The 17,682-nt window shown below is 71.9% G+C and carries 18 protein-coding genes; 16 read left to right on the top strand and 2 right to left on the bottom strand.

The genetic code is table 11. The features are described from left to right. The first annotated feature begins 67 nt into the window (after positions 1 to 67). From AB0469_RS21005 to AB0469_RS21060, 12 genes are all read left to right on the top strand, one after another. Complete coding sequence (locus AB0469_RS21005; protein ID WP_366452920.1) at positions 68 to 1,078, top strand: sugar ABC transporter substrate-binding protein; 1,011 nt, start codon at positions 68 to 70, stop codon at positions 1,076 to 1,078. Then, positions 1,075 to 2,112, top strand: a complete 1,038-nt coding sequence (locus tag AB0469_RS21010; RefSeq protein ID WP_366452921.1) for an ABC transporter permease — start codon at positions 1,075 to 1,077, stop codon at positions 2,110 to 2,112. The genes AB0469_RS21005 and AB0469_RS21010 overlap by 4 nt, the downstream gene beginning before the upstream one ends. Beyond that, positions 2,109 to 2,957 carry an ATP-binding cassette domain-containing protein gene (locus tag AB0469_RS21015; RefSeq protein WP_366452922.1) on the top strand — a complete coding sequence of 283 codons (849 nt, stop codon included), beginning with the start codon at positions 2,109 to 2,111 and terminating at the stop codon, positions 2,955 to 2,957. The genes AB0469_RS21010 and AB0469_RS21015 overlap by 4 nt, the downstream gene beginning before the upstream one ends. Then, positions 2,954 to 4,114, top strand: a complete 1,161-nt coding sequence (locus tag AB0469_RS21020; RefSeq protein ID WP_366452923.1) for an ROK family glucokinase — start codon at positions 2,954 to 2,956, stop codon at positions 4,112 to 4,114. The genes AB0469_RS21015 and AB0469_RS21020 overlap by 4 nt, the downstream gene beginning before the upstream one ends. Further along, complete coding sequence (locus AB0469_RS21025) at positions 4,111 to 4,701, top strand: hypothetical protein (RefSeq protein ID WP_366452924.1); 591 nt, start codon at positions 4,111 to 4,113, stop codon at positions 4,699 to 4,701. The genes AB0469_RS21020 and AB0469_RS21025 overlap by 4 nt, the downstream gene beginning before the upstream one ends. A 24-nt stretch (positions 4,702 to 4,725) precedes the next feature. After that, complete coding sequence (locus AB0469_RS21030; protein ID WP_366452925.1) at positions 4,726 to 5,358, top strand: MBL fold metallo-hydrolase; 633 nt, start codon at positions 4,726 to 4,728, stop codon at positions 5,356 to 5,358. A 30-nt stretch (positions 5,359 to 5,388) separates the two neighbouring features. Further along, a complete protein-coding gene (locus tag AB0469_RS21035; RefSeq protein WP_366452926.1) occupies positions 5,389 to 6,168 on the top strand; it encodes an exodeoxyribonuclease III in 780 nt (259 codons plus the stop codon). A 63-nt stretch (positions 6,169 to 6,231) separates the two neighbouring features. After that, positions 6,232 to 6,675, top strand: a complete 444-nt coding sequence (locus AB0469_RS21040) for a DUF6278 family protein (protein WP_042810091.1) — start codon at positions 6,232 to 6,234, stop codon at positions 6,673 to 6,675. Between the two features lie 126 nt (positions 6,676 to 6,801). Beyond that, entirely contained in the window at positions 6,802 to 7,545 is a 744-nt protein-coding gene (locus tag AB0469_RS21045) for an amino acid ABC transporter ATP-binding protein (protein ID WP_366452927.1), read from the top strand. Positions 7,546 to 7,557: 12 nt separating this feature from the next. After that, the gene (locus AB0469_RS21050) at positions 7,558 to 8,466 is read left to right on the top strand and encodes a glutamate ABC transporter substrate-binding protein (RefSeq protein WP_366452928.1); all 909 of its coding nucleotides are present in this window, start codon (positions 7,558 to 7,560) and stop codon (positions 8,464 to 8,466) included. 17 nt (positions 8,467 to 8,483) lie between these two features. Beyond that, the gene (locus AB0469_RS21055) at positions 8,484 to 9,128 is read left to right on the top strand and encodes an amino acid ABC transporter permease (RefSeq protein ID WP_366452929.1); all 645 of its coding nucleotides are present in this window, start codon (positions 8,484 to 8,486) and stop codon (positions 9,126 to 9,128) included. Further along, positions 9,125 to 10,003 carry an amino acid ABC transporter permease gene (locus AB0469_RS21060; RefSeq protein ID WP_366452930.1) on the top strand — a complete coding sequence of 293 codons (879 nt, stop codon included), beginning with the start codon at positions 9,125 to 9,127 and terminating at the stop codon, positions 10,001 to 10,003. The genes AB0469_RS21055 and AB0469_RS21060 overlap by 4 nt, the downstream gene beginning before the upstream one ends. Before the next feature lie 15 nt (positions 10,004 to 10,018). Here the strand turns inward: AB0469_RS21060 and AB0469_RS21065 are convergent, their stop codons facing one another. Both AB0469_RS21065 and AB0469_RS21070 read right to left on the bottom strand, forming a co-directional pair. Continuing rightward, positions 10,019 to 11,605, bottom strand: coding sequence for an alpha/beta fold hydrolase (locus AB0469_RS21065; RefSeq protein WP_366452931.1), 1,587 nt, complete (start codon positions 11,603 to 11,605; stop codon positions 10,019 to 10,021). Positions 11,606 to 11,767: 162 nt separating this feature from the next. Beyond that, on the bottom strand, positions 11,768 to 12,997 hold the full coding sequence (locus AB0469_RS21070; protein WP_366452932.1) for an Ig-like domain-containing protein: 1,230 nt from the start codon (positions 12,995 to 12,997) through the stop codon (positions 11,768 to 11,770). A 333-nt stretch (positions 12,998 to 13,330) separates the two neighbouring features. Here AB0469_RS21070 and murJ point away from each other — a divergent pair, with 333 nt between their 5' ends. From murJ to AB0469_RS21090, 4 genes are read left to right on the top strand one after another with little or no spacing between them, the layout of a single operon-like run. Beyond that, complete coding sequence (gene murJ, locus AB0469_RS21075) at positions 13,331 to 14,977, top strand: murein biosynthesis integral membrane protein MurJ (RefSeq protein ID WP_366452933.1); 1,647 nt, start codon at positions 13,331 to 13,333, stop codon at positions 14,975 to 14,977. Between the two features lie 41 nt (positions 14,978 to 15,018). Next, complete coding sequence (locus AB0469_RS21080; protein ID WP_366452934.1) at positions 15,019 to 15,699, top strand: response regulator transcription factor; 681 nt, start codon at positions 15,019 to 15,021, stop codon at positions 15,697 to 15,699. Between the two features lie 9 nt (positions 15,700 to 15,708). Next, complete coding sequence (locus tag AB0469_RS21085; RefSeq protein ID WP_366452935.1) at positions 15,709 to 17,172, top strand: ATP-binding protein; 1,464 nt, start codon at positions 15,709 to 15,711, stop codon at positions 17,170 to 17,172. Beyond that, a complete protein-coding gene (locus tag AB0469_RS21090; RefSeq protein ID WP_366452936.1) occupies positions 17,169 to 17,678 on the top strand; it encodes a hypothetical protein in 510 nt (169 codons plus the stop codon). Before AB0469_RS21085 ends, AB0469_RS21090 begins: the two co-directional genes overlap by 4 nt. Positions 17,679 to 17,682: the final 4 nt, after the last annotated feature.

A 17,682-nucleotide genomic window follows, 5' to 3' on the forward strand; every position in this document is an offset into this window, starting at 1 on the left:
GGCGGATACTGGGCGGCTGACACCGGAAATGACCGATTCATGACGGACGAGGGAAGGGCACGGGGACGTGGCTAGGGTTCGGACAGGGGTACGCGTCGTCGGCGCCGTGCTCGCGGCGGTACTGGGGGCCTCCCTCGCGGGCTGCAGCAGCACGGGCGGCAAGCGTGCCGAGGAACGGGCGAAGGCCGCGGAGGCGGGCCGCCCCGCCGTGTCCACACCGCGCTGGACCTTCGCGATGGTCACGCACGCGGGCGACGGGGACACCTTCTGGGACATCGTGCAGAAGGGCGCCAAGGAGGCGGCCGCGAAGGACAACATCAACTTCGTCTACTCGCACGACGACCAGGCGCAGCAGCAGGCCCAGTTCGTCCAGAACGCCATCGACCAGAAGGTCGACGGGATCATCGTCAGCCTCGCCAAGCCCGAGGCCCTCAAGGACGTCGTCGGCAAGGCCGTGAAGGCGGGCATCCCCGTCATCACGGTCAACTCGGGCTCCGCCCAGTCCGCCGAGTACGGGGCCCTGACCCACATCGGCCAGGACGAGGGGATCGCCGGCGAGGCCGTGGGTACCGAGATGACCAGGCGGGGCCTGAAGAAGGCCGTCTGCGTCCTGCACGAACAGGGCAACGTCGGCCACGAGCAGCGCTGCGCCGGAGCGAAGAAGACCTTCGGCGGCAGCATGGAGAACCTCTACGTCGAGGGCACCAACATGCCCTCCGTCCAGGCGGCCGTCCAGGCCAAGCTCCAGGCCGACCCCTCGATCGACGGCATCCTCACCCTGGGCGCCCCCTTCGCCCCCACCGCCGTCAAGGCCAAGGAGGCCGCGGGCAGCAAGGCCGAAGTGGACACCTTCGACCTCAACGAGTCCGTCGCCCGCGACCTGAAGTCCGGCGCCCTGGGCTTCGCCGTGGACCAGCAGCCCTACCTCCAGGGGTACGAGGCCGTGGACCTGCTGTGGCTCCACCGCTACAACGGGGACGTGCTCGGCGGCGGCCGCCCGGTGCTGACCGGGCCGCAGATCGTCACCGCCGCCGAGGCCGCCGGGCTGGAGTCGTACATCAAGCGGGGCACCCGATGAGCGCCGCCGCCCCGGCCGCCGACGAGCGGCTCGCGCCCGTCTCGCACCTGCGCAGGCTGCTGGCCCGCCCCGAGCTGGGCGCGGTCGTCGGCGCCGCCGCCGTCTTCGTCTTCTTCTCCTTCGCCGCGGACAGCTTCCTGCGGGCCTCCAGCCTCAGCACGGTCCTCTACTCGGCCTCCACCATCGGGATCATGGCCGTCCCGGTCGCCCTGCTGATGATCGGCGGCGAGTTCGACCTCTCCGCCGGCGTCATGGTGACCACCTCGGCACTGGTCAGCTCCATGTTCAGCTACCAGATGACCGCCAACGTCTGGGTCGGCGTCGGCGTGTCCCTGCTGGTCACCCTGGCCATCGGCTTCTTCAACGGGTTCATGCTGACCCGCACCGGGCTGCCCAGCTTCATCATCACGCTCGGCACCTTCCTCATGCTGACCGGCCTGAACCTCGGCTTCACCAAGCTGATCAGCGGAACCGTCTCCACCAAGTCCATCGCCGACATGGAGGGCTTCCCCTCGGCCCGGGCGCTGTTCGCCTCCCAGTGGAACGTCGGCTCGGTCACCCTCAAGGTCACCATCCTGTGGTGGCTGGCCCTGGTCGCCGTCGCCACCTGGATCCTGCTGCGCACCCGCGCCGGCAACTGGATCTTCGCCGTGGGCGGCGGCGCCGACGCGGCCCGCGCCACCGGCGTCCCGGTCGTCAAGACCCGCATCGGCCTCTACATGGGCGTCGCGCTGTGCGCCTGGATCTCCGGGCAGCACATCCTCTTCTCCTTCGACGTCGTCCAGTCCGGGGAGGGCGTGGGCAACGAGTTGATCTACATCATCGCGGCCGTCATCGGCGGCTGCCTGATGACCGGCGGCTACGGCTCCGCGATCGGCGCGGCCGTCGGCGCCCTCATCTTCGGCATGGCCAGCAACGGCATCGTCTACGCCCAGTGGAACCCGGACTGGTTCAAGTTCTTCCTCGGGGCCATGCTGCTGCTCGCCACGCTGCTCAACGCGTGGGTCCGCAAGCGGGCGGAGGCACGGGCATGAGCACGCCCCTGGTGAAGCTGACCGGCGTCAGCAAGTACTACGGCAACATCCGCGCCCTCCAGGACGTCTCCCTGGAGGTCTCGGCCGGCGAGATCACCTGCGTCCTGGGCGACAACGGCGCCGGCAAGTCCACCCTCATCAAGATCATCGCGGGGCTCCACCGGCACGACGCCGGCACCTTCGAGATCGACGGCGTCCCCACCGCGCTGGCCAACCCGCGCGCGGCCCTCGACCGCGGCATCGCCACCGTCTACCAGGACCTCGCCGTCGTCCCCCTGATGCCGGTCTGGCGGAACTTCTTCCTGGGCTCCGAGCCGACCCGCGGGCGCGGCCCGCTGCGCCGCCTCGACGTGGCCTTCATGCGCGAGACCACCCGCACCGAGCTGCTGCGCATGGGCATCGACCTGCGCGACGTCGACCAGCCGATCGGCACCCTCTCCGGCGGCGAGCGCCAGTGCGTGGCCATCGCCCGCGCCGTCTACTTCGGCGCCAAGGTCCTCGTCCTGGACGAGCCCACCGCCGCCCTCGGCGTCAAGCAGTCCGGCGTGGTCCTCAAGTACGTCGCCGCCGCCCGCGACGCCGGACTCGGCGTGGTCCTCATCACCCACAACCCGCACCACGCGCACCTGGTCGGCGACCGCTTCGTCCTCCTCAAGCGCGGCACCATGGCGGGCAGCCACACCCGCGACTCGATCACCCTCGACGAGCTCACCCGGCAGATGGCCGGGGGCTCCGAGCTGGAGGAGCTGAGCCACGAACTGCAGCGGGTGGCAGAATCGGGACGGGACACCCCGTCCGGGACCGCCCCCGCCACCGCCTCCGACAGGGACGACACGACTCGATGAGCACCTACCGGGACTTCTCGCTCGCCCACCGCGGGTCGGCGCGAGGCACCGTCCTGCGGACCATCGGGACCCGTGAACGCCGGTCGCACCTGACCGCCCCCCGCGTCCCGACCGTCGGCATCGACATCGGCGGCACCAAGGTGATGGCCGGCGTCGTCGACGCCGACGGGAACATCCTGGAGAAGATCCGCACCGAGACCCCGGACAAGTCCAAGAGCCCCAAGGTCGTCGAGGACACCATCGTCGAGCTGGTCCTCGACCTCTCCGACCGGCACGACGTGCACGCGGTGGGCATCGGCGCGGCCGGCTGGGTCGACGCCGACCGCTCCCGCGTGCTGTTCGCCCCCCACCTCGCCTGGCGGGACGAGCCGCTGCGCGACGCCCTCCAGGCCCGCCTCGCGGTACCCGTCATGGTGGACAACGACGCCAACACGGCCGCCTGGGCCGAGTGGCGCTTCGGCGCCGGCCGCGGCGAGGACCACCTCGTCATGATCACGCTCGGCACCGGCATCGGCGGGGCCATCCTGGAGGGCGGCCAGGTCAAGCGCGGCCGCTACGGGGTGGCCGGCGAGTTCGGCCACATGCAGGTCGTCCCCGGCGGACACCGCTGCCCCTGCGGCAACCGCGGCTGCTGGGAGCAGTACAGCTCCGGCAACGCCCTGGTCCGCGAGGCCCGCGAGCTGGCCGCCGCCGACTCCCCGGTCGCCCACAACATCATCGCCAGGGTCGGCGGCAACGTCCACGAGATCACCGGGCCCCTCATCACCGAACTGGCCCGCGAGGGCGACGCCATGTGCGTCGAGCTCCTCCAGGACATCGGCCAGTGGCTCGGCGTCGGCATCGCCAACCTCGCCGCCGCCCTCGACCCCTCGTGCTTCGTCATCGGCGGCGGCGTCAGCGCCGCCGACGACCTGCTCATCGGCCCCGCCCGGGACGCCTTCCGGCGCCACCTCACCGGCCGCGGCTACCGCCCCGAGGCCCGCATCGCCAAGGCCCAGCTGGGCCCCGAGGCGGGCATGGTCGGCGCCGCCGACCTCGCCCGGCTCGTCGCCCGCCGCTTCCGGCGCGCCACGCGCAGGCGCGTCGAGCGGTACGAGCGCTACGCGCAGTCCGGGCGCCGCGCCGGCGCCGCCCCCGAGGAGCAGGAACAGCAGTGACACCGCCCACCTTGCCCCGCCAGGCCTCCTCCCCCGAGGCGGGCGGCGGCCGGCCCCCCACCGCCGAGGAGCGGCGCAGCACCGTGCGCCGCCGCTGGGTCACGGCGCTCATCATCCTGCTCCTCGTCGGCGTCCCGGCCGGCTACCTGTTCGTCTCGGCGCAGCAGAGCCGCGAGAGCGGCAGGGACAAGGCCGCCCGGGTCGGCGCCGTCAAGGTGCGCCCGGACTGGCCCTCCAAGGTGCAGCGCAGCATCTACGAGGTGCCGATCCCGCTGATGGCCTCGTCCGTGGGCTACCTGGAGACCAACAACTGGCACACCAGCCGGCTGTACGCCCAGTTCCAGGTCACCCCGCAGCAGCTGGACACCTTCCTCGCCGACGTCGGCACCAGCCGCGGGGCGCTGACCCCCGGGGTCTCGATCTCCGAGCGCGACGCCCAGGTCGCCGGCTGGAGCTGGAGCCCGAAGCACCAGTGGTCCGGCGTCACCCTGGAGGCCGAGGACCCGCGCCCCACCCGGGACGTCACCGTCGACTTCACCAACCCCCGCGCCCCCCGCGTCTACGTCGTCTCCACGACCGTTCCCTAGCCCGCCCGGCATAGGGTGGGGATCATGAAGCTCACCAAACGGCTGCACTCCTGCGTCCAGTTGGAGAAGGACGGGCACACGCTCGTCATCGACCCGGGCGTCTTCAGCGAACCGGACGCGGGCCTCGGGGCGGACGCCCTGCTGGTCACCCACGAGCACCCCGACCACTTCGACGAGGGCCGGCTGCGCGCCGCCCTGGACGCCAACCCGGCGGCGTCCCTGTGGACCCTGCGCAGCGTCGCCGAGCGGATGGCCGCCGCCTACCCGGGCCGGGTCCACACCGTCGGCCACGGCGACACCTTCACCGCCGCCGGGTTCGAGGTCCAGGTCCACGGCGAGCTGCACGCCGTGATCCACCCCGACCTCCCCCGCGTCACCAACGTCGGCTACCTCGTCGACGGCTCCCTCTTCCACCCCGGGGACGCGCTCACCGTGCCGGACGCGCCCGTCGACACCCTGATGCTCCCGGTGCACGCCCCCTGGAACAAGATCTCCGAAGTGGTCGACTACGTCCGCGAGGTCAAGCCGCGCCGGGCGATCGACATCCACGACGCCTACCTCGCCGACCTCGCCCGGCCGATCTACGACGGCGCCCTGGACAGCCTCGGCGGAGCCCCCCACAGCCGGCTCGGGGCGGGCGAGAGCGCCGCCCTCTGACTGTCGGCGCCGGGCGGTAGGTTGGTGGACATGCGTATCGCCACGTTCAACGTCAACTCGATCACCGCCCGGCTGCCCCGCCTGCTGGCCTGGCTGGAGGCCTCCGGCACCGACGTGCTCTGCGTCCAGGAGACCAAGTGCTCGGCCGAGCAGTTCCCCGCCGACGCGCTGCGCGAGCTGGGCTACGAGTCGGCCGTCAACGCCACCGGCCGGTGGAACGGCGTGGCCCTGCTCTCCCGGGTGGGGCTGGAGGACGTCGTCGTCGGGCTCCCCGGCGGCCCGGACTACGAGGGCGTCCAGGAGCCGCGCGCCGTCTCCGCCACCTGCGGCGGCGTGCGCGTCTGGTCGGTGTACGTGCCCAACGGCCGCGAGGTCGAGCACGACCACTACGGCTACAAGCTGGACTGGTTCCGCGCCCTGACCACCGCGGTCGCCGAGGACGCGGCCGGCCCGCGCCCCTTCGCGGTCCTCGGCGACTTCAACGTGGCCCCCACCGACGAGGACGTCTACGACCCGGCGGTCTTCGAGGGGCTCACCCACGTCACCCCCGCCGAGCGGGCCGCCCTGGAGGCGCTGCGCGGCGCCGGCCTCTCCGACGTGGTGCCGCGCCCCCTGAAGTACGACCGCCCGTACACGTACTGGGACTACCGCCAGCTCTGCTTCCCCAAGAACAAGGGCATGCGCATCGACCTGGTGTACGGCAACGAGCCCTTCGCGAAGGCGGTCAAGGACGCCTACGTCGACCGCGAGGAGCGCAAGGGCAAGGGCGCCTCCGACCACGCGCCGGTCGTGGTCGACCTCGATCTGTAGAAGGCCGCGGGATCGGGGCGCGCCCTGTGGCCAGCCGGGGATCCTGGTGCCAGGCTGGTCGGTATGCGCATCCCCTTCCTGGCCAACTGGCTGCACCGGGACGAGACGGAACGGGGGCCCGCGGGAGTCGCCGTCGCCCTCGCGGACGATCCCGAGGGCATCGCCGAGCTGTTCTCGGAGTGCGAGCTGCTGCGCGACCACGCGAGGGCCGCGGGTCTGGAACTGGACCGGACCCCGGCCTCGTTGGAGGCGCTCGACCAGCTGATGCCCCGCTGGCGGCGCGACCCCGAGGCGGTGCCCTGGCTGGGCAGCGACGCGGGCTTCTACCTGGGGACCGTGATCGTCCGGACCGTCCCGGGGACCGGCTGGCAGGTGTGGCCCAACGGCCGGCCCGTGCTCCGGCTGGCCTCGGGGCGGGAGCTCGACGTGGTCGGGTCGGGGGTGTCCTGGGCGATGACCGGTTCCCCCGAGCTGAGCCAGGCCTACGCGGAGGCCTCCGAGGGCTGACCGGGCCGGTCCGCCGGGAGTCTTATGTGCTTCATGTACCTTTCGGGCGTGTCGAGGTGAAGTGCCCTTCGGCGGCTGGATAGTTTGCGCTGACCTCGACACACCCACAAAGGGGCAGGGCAGCGTATGGCCGTCGAACCGTTGATCGAGCTGCGGGGCGTCAACAAGCACTACGGGAATCTGCACGTCCTCCAGGACATCGACCTCACCGTCGGCCGCGGCGAGGTGGTGGTGGTCATCGGCCCCTCCGGCTCCGGCAAGTCCACCCTCTGCCGGACCATCAACCGCCTGGAGACCATCGGCTCCGGCGAGATCCTCCTGGACGGCCGCCCGCTGCCCGCCGAGGGCAAGGAGCTGGCGCGGCTGCGCGCCGAGGTCGGCATGGTCTTCCAGTCCTTCAACCTCTTCGCGCACAAGACCGTGCTCGCCAACGTCTCCCTCGCCCAGATCAAGGTCAGGAAGCGCGGGAAGGAGGAGGCCGACAAGCGCTCCCGGGAGCTCCTCGACCGGGTCGGCCTGGCGAGCCAGGCCGACAAGCTCCCCGCCCAGCTCTCCGGCGGGCAGCAGCAGCGCGTGGCCATCGCCCGAGCCCTGGCCATGGACCCCAAGGCCCTGCTCTTCGACGAGCCCACCTCCGCCCTCGACCCCGAGATGATCAACGAGGTCCTGGAGGTCATGCAGCAGCTCGCCGCCGAGGGCATGACCATGGTCGTGGTCACCCACGAAATGGGCTTCGCCCGCTCCGCCGCGAACCGCGTCGTCTTCATGGCCGACGGCAGGATCGTCGAGGACCGGCCCCCGGAGGAGTTCTTCTCCGCCCCCGAGAGCGAGCGGGCCCGGGACTTCCTCTCCAAGATCCTCAAGCACTGAGGGGCGGCCCCGGTGAAACACGTCCTGCGCACCCTCGCCCTGGTCCTCGCCCTGCTCGCGGCCCTCTGCGGCTGCGGCAGGAGCGGCAGCCCCCCGGTCAAGGGGCCGCAGCCCGAGGACCTGCCCGTCTACCGCGTGGACACCGGATTCCGGCTGCCCGCCTCGCCCACCTGGGAGCGGGCGAGGAAGCGGGGCCACCTCGTGGTCGGGGCCAAGGAGGACCAGCCGTACATGGGGTCGAAGGACCCCGCCACCGGCACCTACTCCGGCTTCGACATCGAGATCGCCAGGATGGTCTCCGCCTCGCTCGGCTTCGACCCCAAGACGATCGAGTTCAAGACGATCTCCTCCGCCAACCGCGAGACCGCCCTCCAGAACGGACAGATCGACTACTACGTGGGCACCTACACCATCAACGACAAGCGCAAGCAGCAGGTCGGCTTCGCCGGGCCCTACTTCATGGCCGGCCAGTCCCTGCTGGTCCGCCGGGGTGAGAAGGACATCAAGGGCCCCGAGGACCTCGCCGGCAAACGGGTCTGCTCGGCCGCCGGCTCCACCCCGTACCAGCGCCTCCAGAGCGAGCACCCCGAGGCGGTGCTCGTCGCCTACGACACCTACGCGGTCTGCGTGGACAACCTGCTGACCTACCAGGTCGACGCGGTCTCCACCGACGACTCGATCCTCCTCGGATACGCAGCCAAGGCTCCCGAGGAGCTCAAGGTCGTCGGCAGGCCCTTCTCCGAGGAGCCGTACGGCGTCGGCGTCCCCCGCTCCGACACCGCCCTGCGCCTCGCCATCGACGACGCCCTGGCCGCGCACGAGGCGAACGGCGACTGGAGGAAGGCCTACGGGGCCACGCTCGGCCTCTCCGGCCGGCCCGCCCCCCGACCGCCCGCCATCGACCGCTACCCCGCGGGCTGAGGGGAGGGCGCACCACCATGGACGTACTCACCGAGAACTTCGCGCTCTACGGCAAGGGCTTCCTCGGCACCGTCGAGCTCACCGTCTACTCCTCGCTCCTCGCCCTGGTCCTGGGCTTCCTGATGGCCGCCTTCCGCGTCGCGCCCGTCGGCTCCTTCCGGGTCTTCGGCACGGTCTGGGTGAACGTGCTGCGCAACACCCCGCTCACCCTGCTCTTCTTCGCCGTGCTGCTGGGCCTGCCGCGCTTCGGGCTGGTCCTGCCCTTCCAGGTCTTCGCCGTCCTCACCCTCGGCTGCTACACCTCGGCCTTCATCTGCGAGGTGCTGCGCTCGGGCATCAACACGGTGCCCAAGGGGCAGGGCGAGGCCGCCCGCAGCCTGGGGATGGACTTCCGGCAGACCCTGGGCACGGTCGTGCTGCCGCAGGCCTTCCGTTCCGTCATCCCGCCGATCGGCTCGACGCTGATCGCGCTGGCCAAGAACTCGGCCATCGCCGGGGCCTTCAGCGTCACCGAGCTCCTGGGCACCTACAAGCCGCTCAACGAGATGGGCTACAACATCGTCTGGACCTTCGTCTGGATCGCCGTGGGCTACCTGATCATCACCCTGTCCATCAGCGCGCTCTTCCACGTGCTGGAGAAGCGCTACGGAGTCGTCCGATGACCGCGCACGCGCTGCACGCAGACCAGGAGTCCACCGCCCTCTACGACCTGCCCGGCCCCAGGACCCTGCACCGCCACTTCGTCTACGGCGTCGTCTCGACGGTGGTGATCCTCGGCCTGCTCGCCTGGATCCTCTACCTGCTCTTCGACACCCACCAGTTCACCGCGGCCAAGTGGAGCCCCTTCACCTACAAGGGCATCCAGGAACTGCTGCTCAGGGGCCTGGGCAACACCCTCAAGGCCTTCCTGTACGCCTCGGTGCTCTCGCTCGCGCTCGGCGCGGTGCTGGCCGCCGGCCGGCTCTCGGTGCACCGGGCCGCGCGCTGGCCGGCGACGCTGTGCGTGGAGTTCTTCCGGGCCATGCCGGTGCTGGTGATGATCTTCTTCATCTTCGTCGCGCTGAAGGTGCAGCCGCTGCCCGCGCTGGTGGCGGGGCTGACCCTGTACAACGGCTCGGTGCTGGCCGAGGTCTTCCGCACCGGGATCGACTCGGTGGATCGGGGGCAGCGCGAGGCGGCGTACGCGCTCGGCATGCGCAAGACCCAGGTGATGACCTTCGTCCTGGCCCCGCAGGCGGTCCGGGCGATGCTGCCCACGATCATCAGCCAGTTGGTGGTGGCCCTGAAGGACACCTCGCTCGGCTACCTGATCACCTACGAGGAGTTCCTCCACGCGGGCAAGCTGATCGCCTCGAACCTCGACTACGACCTGCCGTTCATCCCCGTCGTGATGATCATCTCGCCGATCTACATCGGGATGTGCATGCTGCTGTCCTGGTTCGCCACCTGGGTGGCCCGGCGGGAGCGGCGCAGCCTCAAGACCAGGGCCGTCGTGGTCGCTCCCGCCGAACCGGGCACGGTGCTGCCGGGAAGGTAGCCGCCGGGCCCCCGGTCACCGCTCGCGCAGCGGCACCGAGACGTACGAGGGGTCGGTGCGCGGCGAGGAGAAGGTCAGCTGCGCGCCGGCCGGGTTGTGCTCGATGTAGAGCGGGTCGACCGTGTCGATGACGAGGGCCAGCCGGTGGCCCGCGGGCACGTCGTAGGCGGTGGAGAAGAGGTCCAGGTCCACCCCGAACGACTGCCCGGGGGCCTTCCCGTGGAAGGTGTACGGGGCGTTGCTGACCAGCTTGCCGATGCCGAGCGGGCCGACGTCGTACAGGTAGGCGACGAAGGTCCCGTCGCCCCGGGTGGGCGTGACGGTGGTGTGCAGGCGGACGGTGCCGCGCACGCGGCGCTCCCGCTCGTAGCGCGGGGACTGCCAGACGGCGGCGAAGGCGCGGGGGAGGAGCGGAATGGAGGCGACCGGCGGCGCCTTGGCGAACTGGTCGAGGACGCTGGAGAGGAGGACGATCCCGCCGTCGGCGCCGGAGTCGACGTTGGCCCACACGTGCTCGCTGTCGGCGAGGGGGAGCACCTCGTGGCCGCCGGAGCCGACCGACTTCCAGTCGGCGTACCCCTCGTAGCCCCCGGTGCTGCGGGACTTGATCTGGACGGGGGCCTCGGTGTCCACCCCGTTGCGCTCGCCCTTGAGGTAGCGGTCGAACCAGCGGTGGGCGTTGGTCCAGGTGTCGTTGGGCAGGCCGAACAGACCGGTGGCCTCGGCGGTGGCGTGGTCCCCGGGGCGGAACTCCAGGCGCTTGGGGCCGGTGAGCTTCTCGAAGAAGTCCGCGTACTGGTTGGGCGGGAAGACGGTGTCGCCCCAGGCGTTGCCCAGCATGACCGCGGCGCCGTTGGCGTTGATCCGGTCCACCTGTCCGGCGGCGGAGCGCTTCCTGCCCCACTCGATCATCGCCTGCTCGTTCTCCAGCCTGGAGCCGAGGAAGTCGCCGAGGACCTGCTGGAGTTCGGGCCCGGGGCGGCCGGTGAGGTAGCCGGTCGCGCCGAGCAGCCCGGCCGCCTGGAGGTGCTGGGTGCGGCCGGAGTAGATGGACTCGATGAGGTCGGCCCAGCCGCTGAGCGCGACCACGGCCTTGATCCGGGGGTCGTGCGCGGAGGCCAGCAGGCTGATGCCGGCGCCGTAGGAGACCCCGCCCAGGCCCACGCGGGCGGGGTCGGCGGGGGTGTGGGCCAGGGCCCAGTCGATGACGGCGGAGACGTCGGCGATGTCGGCGGGCCCGGCCGTCTCGATCCGCCCGCCCGAGAGCCAGAACCCGCGGGAGGTGTAACTCACCACGGTGTAACCGGAGTCGGCGAGCTCCTTGGCCTGGGCGAGGTACTCGACCTGCGGCAGGCCCCAGCTGGTGGGGAGCACGATCAGCGGGTACGTCCGGCCGGGCTCGGCGCCGGCCGGGGTGAACACGTTGCCCTTGAGGGTGACGCCACCGGAGCCGGGGATGTCGTGGAAGCGTACGCCGGAGGACTGCTGCCCCGACGTCTGCGGGGCGGTGGGCGCCGCCTGGGCCTGGTGGGGGACCAGGCCCAGGGCGGTCGCCGCGATCAGGGCGGCCGCGGCCGCTGCGGTGTGGGGGCGGGCTCTCATCGAACGCTCCTCGCGTGCGCCGGTGTCCGGAGGTGACCCGACGGTAACGGGAGGGGCTTACTCAAGGTAACCCGCCAGTAAGTTACGTAGCGGTAACAATTGGCGGAACGTCAGGAACCGCGGCGCCCGCCCCGGTCCGCCCCGGTCCGCCCCCGGCCGGGGTCAGCCCGCCTGGGCGCCGCCGCCGGTCAGGGCGCTCTTGGTCTTCCACTGGTCCCAGCTCAGGTTCCACTCGCCGTAGCCGTTGCCGAGGTCGGCCTTGCCCTTGGAGCCGCTGCCGACCACTTCGAGGGGGTCGCCGGCCTGCACCTGCTCGTATACGGACTTGGCGTTGGCGTCGCTCATGCCGACGCAGCCGGAACTGGTGTTGGCGTGGCCGAAGTTGGCGGAGTTCCAGGGGGCGGCGTGCACGTACATGCCGGACCAGGTCAGGCGCATCGAGTAGTCGACCATCTTGTCGTAGGCGTCGCCCAGGCCCACCGTCTGGGAGTCCATCCGGATGGTGCCCTCCTTCGCCATCAGCACCATCTTCCCGGACCAGGAGGCCTTCTGGCCGCCCGGAGTGCCCGCCGAGACCGGGACCGTCTTCACGGCCTGGCCGTCCTCGGTGATCGACATCTTCTTCGTGTCGAGGCTCACCTCGATCCGGCGGTCCTTGCCTATCTTGAACTCCGTGCTGTAATCGCGGGCGAAGAGCCCGCCGCCCGCGCCGGAGTCCACGCCGTTCAGGTTCATCTCGACCTTCACGTCCGTGCCGGACTTCCAGTAGTCCTTCGGCCGCCAGTCCACCCGGTCGTTGCCGGAATAGTCCTTGAACCAGCCCCAGGAGCCCTCGGTGTTGTTCGAGGTGGTCACCTTCAGCTGCTTCTCGACCTCGGCCTTGTTCTTCACCGGATTGTCGAAGACCAGGGAGACGGGCATCGCGACCCCGACCGTGCTGCCCTTCGAGATGTTGATGGAGACCTTGTTCACCTTGTCGGCGGCCGAGGTCTTGAACTGCGTGCTCGCGTTCTGGCTGTCGGTGTTCTGTGCCTCGACCTTGTAGTCGGTGTTCGGCGCGGCGTTGCGCCCCGAGGTCCAGGTCTTCCCGTCGGCGGCGATCTGCCCGGCGAGCTCCCCGCCCTTGCCGTCCGTCACCTTCACCTGCGCCAGCTTGCCGTCGGCGATGGTCACCTTGACCGGCTCACCCGCCTTGACCTGGTCGCCCGCCAGGTTCACCGAGACGGCCATGGCCGGCTTGTTCTTCGCGTCGGCCTTGGTGCCGCCGCCGTCCGCGCCCGCGTCGGCGCCGCCCGAACAGGCGGTCAGCGCGGCGGCCAGCAGCGCGGTGCCGGCCAGCGCCACGTGGCGGACCCGGCGGCGCGGAAGTGCGGTACGGCGTGTGCGGCTCAAGAAAAACCCCTCCGAAGCATTGATCGTCCACAAGGAAGGAGTGAACGGGACGACTTTAGGTTGCGCATTCCCCGGAAAAGTCCGTCCGGGCCGTTGTGACATGGGCCGCAGCGAAACGGTTGCCATACGGTCACATTCGCTGCCGGCGGGGGCCGGTGACCGGTTCTCGCGGGCCTGGCCGAACGTCGTGCCGGAACCGGATAAAGGACCTCCGGCTCTGAGGAAAGGGGCGAATGACATCTTCCGCAAGTGAATTCCGGGCGGAGGCTCGCAGTCCGCTCCGGGTACCCTCCCCCCTCGACCCCGTACACCCGAACCCCTGGGAGAACGCCTGTGACAGCCACCGACACCAGGCCGGCCGGAGCGGAGCAAACGGCTCCGGCGAAGACCTCGGTGCTGCGCAGCGGCGCCCTCATGGCGGCCGGCTCCGTCGTCTCCCGCGCCACCGGCTTCATCCGCTCCGCCGTGGTCCTCGCCGCGCTGGGCACCGCGTTCCTCGGGGACGGCTACGCCGTCGCCAACACGGTCCCGAACATCCTCTACATGCTGCTCATAGGCGGCGCGCTCAACGCCGTCTTCGTCCCCGAACTCGTCCGCGCCGCCAAGGACCACCGGGACGGCGGGGCCGCGTACACCGACCGGCTGCTGACCGCCTGCACCGCGGCGCTCCTCGCGCTCACCGCCGTCGCCGTCCTCGCCGCACCACTGGTCGTGGACGCCTACACGCCCTCCTCGTACACGGACGCGCAGCGCGCCACGGTCGTCGCCCTGGCGCGCCTGTGCCTGCCGCAGATCCTCTTCTACGGGCTGTTCACCCTCCTCGGACAAGTGCTCAACGCCCGCGGCCGGTTCGGCGCGATGATGTGGACCCCGGTCCTCAACAACCTCGTGATCATCGCCGTCTTCGGCTTCTTCCTCCACGCCTCCGGCGGCGGCCGTGACGGCCTCACCGCCGCCGAGACCCGGCTGCTGGGCCTCGGCACCACCGCCGGCATAGTCGTCCAGGCCCTCGCCCTCGTCCCCGCCCTGCGCGCCGCCCGCTTCCGCTGGCGCCCCCGCTTCGACTGGCGCGGCAGCGGCCTCACCCGCCCCCTGCGCAACGCCGGCTGGCTGGTCATGCTGGTGCTCACCAACCAGTTCGCCTACTGGGTGGTGACCAAGCTGTCGACCACCGTCCAGGACTCGCCCGGCGGCTCAGGCTTCGGCTACGCCGCCTACACCAGCGCCTACCAGCTGTGGGTCGTCCCCCAGGGCATCGTCACCGTCTCCCTGGTCACCGCCCTCATGCCCAGGATGAGCGCGGCCGCGGCCGGGGGAGACCTCGGCGCCGTCCGCGAGGACGTCTCGTACGCCCTGCGCGCCAGCGCCGCCCTCGTCCTGCCCGCGGCGGCGCTCTTCGCCGCGCTGGCCCCCTGGGTGATGGACTGCGTCTCCGGGTACGGCGAGGTCACCGCCGAGGGGGTCGCCGCCATGGCCGGCATGCTCGTCGCCTTTGCCCCCGGCCTGGTCGCCTACTCCGCCCAGTACGTGCTCGCCCGCGGCTTCTACGCCCTCTCCGACACCCGTACCCCCTTCCTCCTCAACCTGGTCGTCGTCGCCCTCAACGCCGGACTCTCCTACGCCGCCTACCTGCTGCTGCCCGCCCGTTGGGCCGTCACCGGCATGGCCGCCGCCACCTCCCTCGCCTTCATGGGCGGCGCCGCCGTCACCGCCCGCGTCCTCTCGCGCCGGCTCGGCCCGCGCACCGGCCCCCGTACCGCCACCGCCCTGCGCAGCCACCTGCGGCTCCTCGCCGCCTGCCTGCCCGCGGCCGCCGCCGGGTACGGGGCCGCCCGCGCCGCCGGCGGACTCGGCGCGTTCGCCGCGGCCGGGGCGGGAACCGCCGCGCTCGCCCTGGTCGTCGTACTCCTCGCCAGGCCCCTGCGCCTGGCCGAAATCACCGACCTGCTGGACTCCCTGCGCCGCAAGACCGGCCGATAGGGGGAGGAAAGGCGGCAGAGCACCTTGGGATACTGGACCGGATGCCACGCGTACTGCTGATCGAGGACGACCCTTCCATCCGGGAAGGAGTCGCCCTCGGCCTGCGCCGCAGGGGCCACGAGGTCAGAGCCGCCGGAACCGGGGAGGAAGGGCTCGCCCTGACGGGCGCCTTCCACCCCGAGCTCGTCCTGCTCGACCTGATGCTGCCCGGGATCAACGGCGTCCAGGTCTGCCGCCGGATCCGCGAGACCAGCCTGGTCCCGATCATCATGCTCACCGCGCGCGGCGACGACTTCGACATCGTCGTCGGCCTGGAGGCCGGGGCCGACGACTACATCGTCAAGCCCGCCCGCACCGAGATCATCGAGGCCCGCGTCCGCGCCGTCCTGCGCCGCCGCCCCGACCCCCTCGGCCGCCTGGGGACCGAACACCACGGCGAGCTCGCCGTCGACCGCGCCGGACTGACCGTCGCCAAGAACGGCGAACGGCTGCCCCTCGCCCCCAGCGAGCTCAAGCTCCTGCTCCACCTGTCGGCCGCCCCCGAACAGGTCTTCTCCCGCCAGCAGCTGCTGGAGAGCGTGTGGGAGCACAGCTACCACGCCGACGCCCGGCTCGTGGACGCCTGCGTCCGGCGGCTGCGCCACAAGGTCGAGGACCCCGCCCGCAGTCCCCGCTACATACAGACGGTGCGGGGCTTCGGCTACCGCTTCGGGCCGCTCTAGGAGACCGTTGTGTCCAGCCGCGCGCCGTTCGGCCTGCGCACCCGCCTGATCGCCGCGTTCCTCCTGGTCGCCGCCATCTCCGCGGTCAGCACCGCCGCCCTCACCTACCGGCAGGCGCGCAGCGCCGTCCTCACCCAGAGCCAGGACACCGCCGTCGGCACCCTGCGCGAACAGCTGGAGGCCGTGGCCCTGACCCTCCCGCTCGACCAGCGCCAGCTCCAGCGCGTCGTCGACGACGTCGGCAGGCGCGGCAAACCCCATCCCTGGGTGGTCTTCGGCGAGTACGGCACCCTGCGCGCCTCCTCCGCCGACCTCGGCGCGCCCGTCTCCGACGTCCTCACCGACACCCTCCGCGCCCAGGTCGTCGCCCACCCCCACGGGGCGTTCCAGCGGGTCACGGGCGACCGGGGCGAGCCCTACCTGACCATCGGCATGCCCGCCGTCTTCCTGCACAACGGCGCCCGCGAGGCCACCGGGGCCGTCCTCTACGCCGTCATGCCGCTCTCCTCCGAACAGCAGACCGTCGACGCCATGGTCCAGGCCGCCAAGCAGGGCGCCGTCCCGGGCCTCGCCATCGCCGTCATCCCCGCCCTGCTCGCCGCGCGCAGCGTGCTGCGCCCCGTCCGCGACATGCGGCGCGCCGCCCAGCACCTGGGGCGCGGCCGCCTCGACACCCGGATCGAGGTCCGCGGCGCCGACGAACTGGCCGGCCTCGCCCGCACCTTCAACGAGACCGCCGGAGCCCTGGAGGAGTCCGTGGCCGAGCTGCGGGAGGCGGAGGCCCGGGCCCGCCGGTTCGCCGCCGACGTCTCCCACGAACTGCGCACCCCGCTCGCCGGGATGCTCGCCGTCACCGAGGTCCTCGACGAGGACGCCGAGCAGCTCGACCCCGACACGGCCAAGGCCCTGCGGCTGATCAGCGCCGAGACCGGCAAGCTCGCCGTGCTCGTCGAGGACCTGATGGAGATCTCCCGCTTCGACGCCCGCGCCGCCGGCCTCAACCTCGACGACGTGGACGTCGCCGAGGCCGTGGGCAAGACCCTCCAGCGCCGCCACTGGGACGACGGCCGGGTCGCCACCGACCTGCCCGAGGGGATCCGCGCCCGCCTCGACCCCCGCCGCTTCGACGTGGTCCTCGCCAACCTGGTCGGCAACGCCCTGCGGCACGGCGCCGCCCCCGTGCGGGTCACCGTGCGCACCGCCGCCGCCCCCGAGGGGGAGCGGCTCGTCCTGGAGGTCGCCGACAGCGGGCCCGGCATCGGCCCCGAGGTGCTGCCGCACATCTTCGACCGCTTCTTCAAGGCCGACGCCGCCCGCACCCGCTCCGCCGGCAGCGGCCTCGGCCTCGCGATCAGCCTGGAGAACGTCCGGCTGCACGGCGGCACCCTCAGCGCCGCCAACGCCCCCGAGGGGGCGGACGGCTTCGGGGGAGCGGTGTTCACCCTTGACATGCCGCTGGAGGCCGCCCCGTGACCCGGCCGCTGCCGCTGCGCCGCCCGGCCGTGGCCGCCGCCCTGATGGCCCCGCTGCTCGCGACCACCGCCTGCGGGATCAAGCCCACCGGGGTCGTGGAGAGCGGCGCCGCCGCACGGGTGACCGTCGCGCGGGCCGGAGCCGCCACGGCCTACTTCGTCACCCCCGACGGACGCCTGGCCCCCGCGCCGCAGCCCGAGTACACCCAGGGCGGGCCCCGGGGCAGCGTGATCGGGCTGCTGCGCGGGCCCGGCCCGGCGGAGGACGACGCGGGGCTGCGCACCCGGGTGCCGGTGCTGGGGGAGGACGCGGCCGAGGGCGGGGTGAGCGTGACGGTCACCGACCGGCTGGAGGTGAGCCTGCCCTTCCCCGTCGCCGGCCTCGAACCGCTGGGCCGCCGCCAGCTGGTGTGCAGCGCCCTGTCCACGGTGGACCCGCTGTACGAGGTGGTCCTGCGCGGCACCGACACGGCCCTGGACCCGGCCCGCTGCGACGCGGGGCACTGAGGCG

Source organism: Streptomyces sp. NPDC093801 (assembly GCF_040701585.1).
GTDB lineage: Bacteria > Actinomycetota > Actinomycetes > Streptomycetales > Streptomycetaceae > Streptomyces.

Excerpts from the sequence above, each read along its gene's own strand:
- AB0469_RS21010 (WP_366452921.1), top strand. The coding sequence starts at position 1,075 with ATGAGCGCCGCCGCCCCGGCCGCCGACGAGCGGCTCGCGCCCGTCTCG.
- AB0469_RS21015 (WP_366452922.1), top strand. The coding sequence starts at position 2,109 with ATGAGCACGCCCCTGGTGAAGCTGACCGGCGTCAGCAAGTACTACGGC.
- AB0469_RS21020 (WP_366452923.1), top strand. The coding sequence starts at position 2,954 with ATGAGCACCTACCGGGACTTCTCGCTCGCCCACCGCGGGTCGGCGCGA.
- AB0469_RS21030 (WP_366452925.1), top strand. The coding sequence starts at position 4,726 with ATGAAGCTCACCAAACGGCTGCACTCCTGCGTCCAGTTGGAGAAGGAC.
- AB0469_RS21035 (WP_366452926.1), top strand. The coding sequence starts at position 5,389 with ATGCGTATCGCCACGTTCAACGTCAACTCGATCACCGCCCGGCTGCCC.
- AB0469_RS21040 (WP_042810091.1), top strand. The coding sequence starts at position 6,232 with ATGCGCATCCCCTTCCTGGCCAACTGGCTGCACCGGGACGAGACGGAA.
- AB0469_RS21045 (WP_366452927.1), top strand. The coding sequence starts at position 6,802 with ATGGCCGTCGAACCGTTGATCGAGCTGCGGGGCGTCAACAAGCACTAC.
- AB0469_RS21055 (WP_366452929.1), top strand. The coding sequence starts at position 8,484 with ATGGACGTACTCACCGAGAACTTCGCGCTCTACGGCAAGGGCTTCCTC.
- AB0469_RS21060 (WP_366452930.1), top strand. The coding sequence starts at position 9,125 with ATGACCGCGCACGCGCTGCACGCAGACCAGGAGTCCACCGCCCTCTAC.
- AB0469_RS21065 (WP_366452931.1), bottom strand. The coding sequence starts at position 11,605 with ATGAGAGCCCGCCCCCACACCGCAGCGGCCGCGGCCGCCCTGATCGCG.
- AB0469_RS21080 (WP_366452934.1), top strand. The coding sequence starts at position 15,019 with ATGCCACGCGTACTGCTGATCGAGGACGACCCTTCCATCCGGGAAGGA.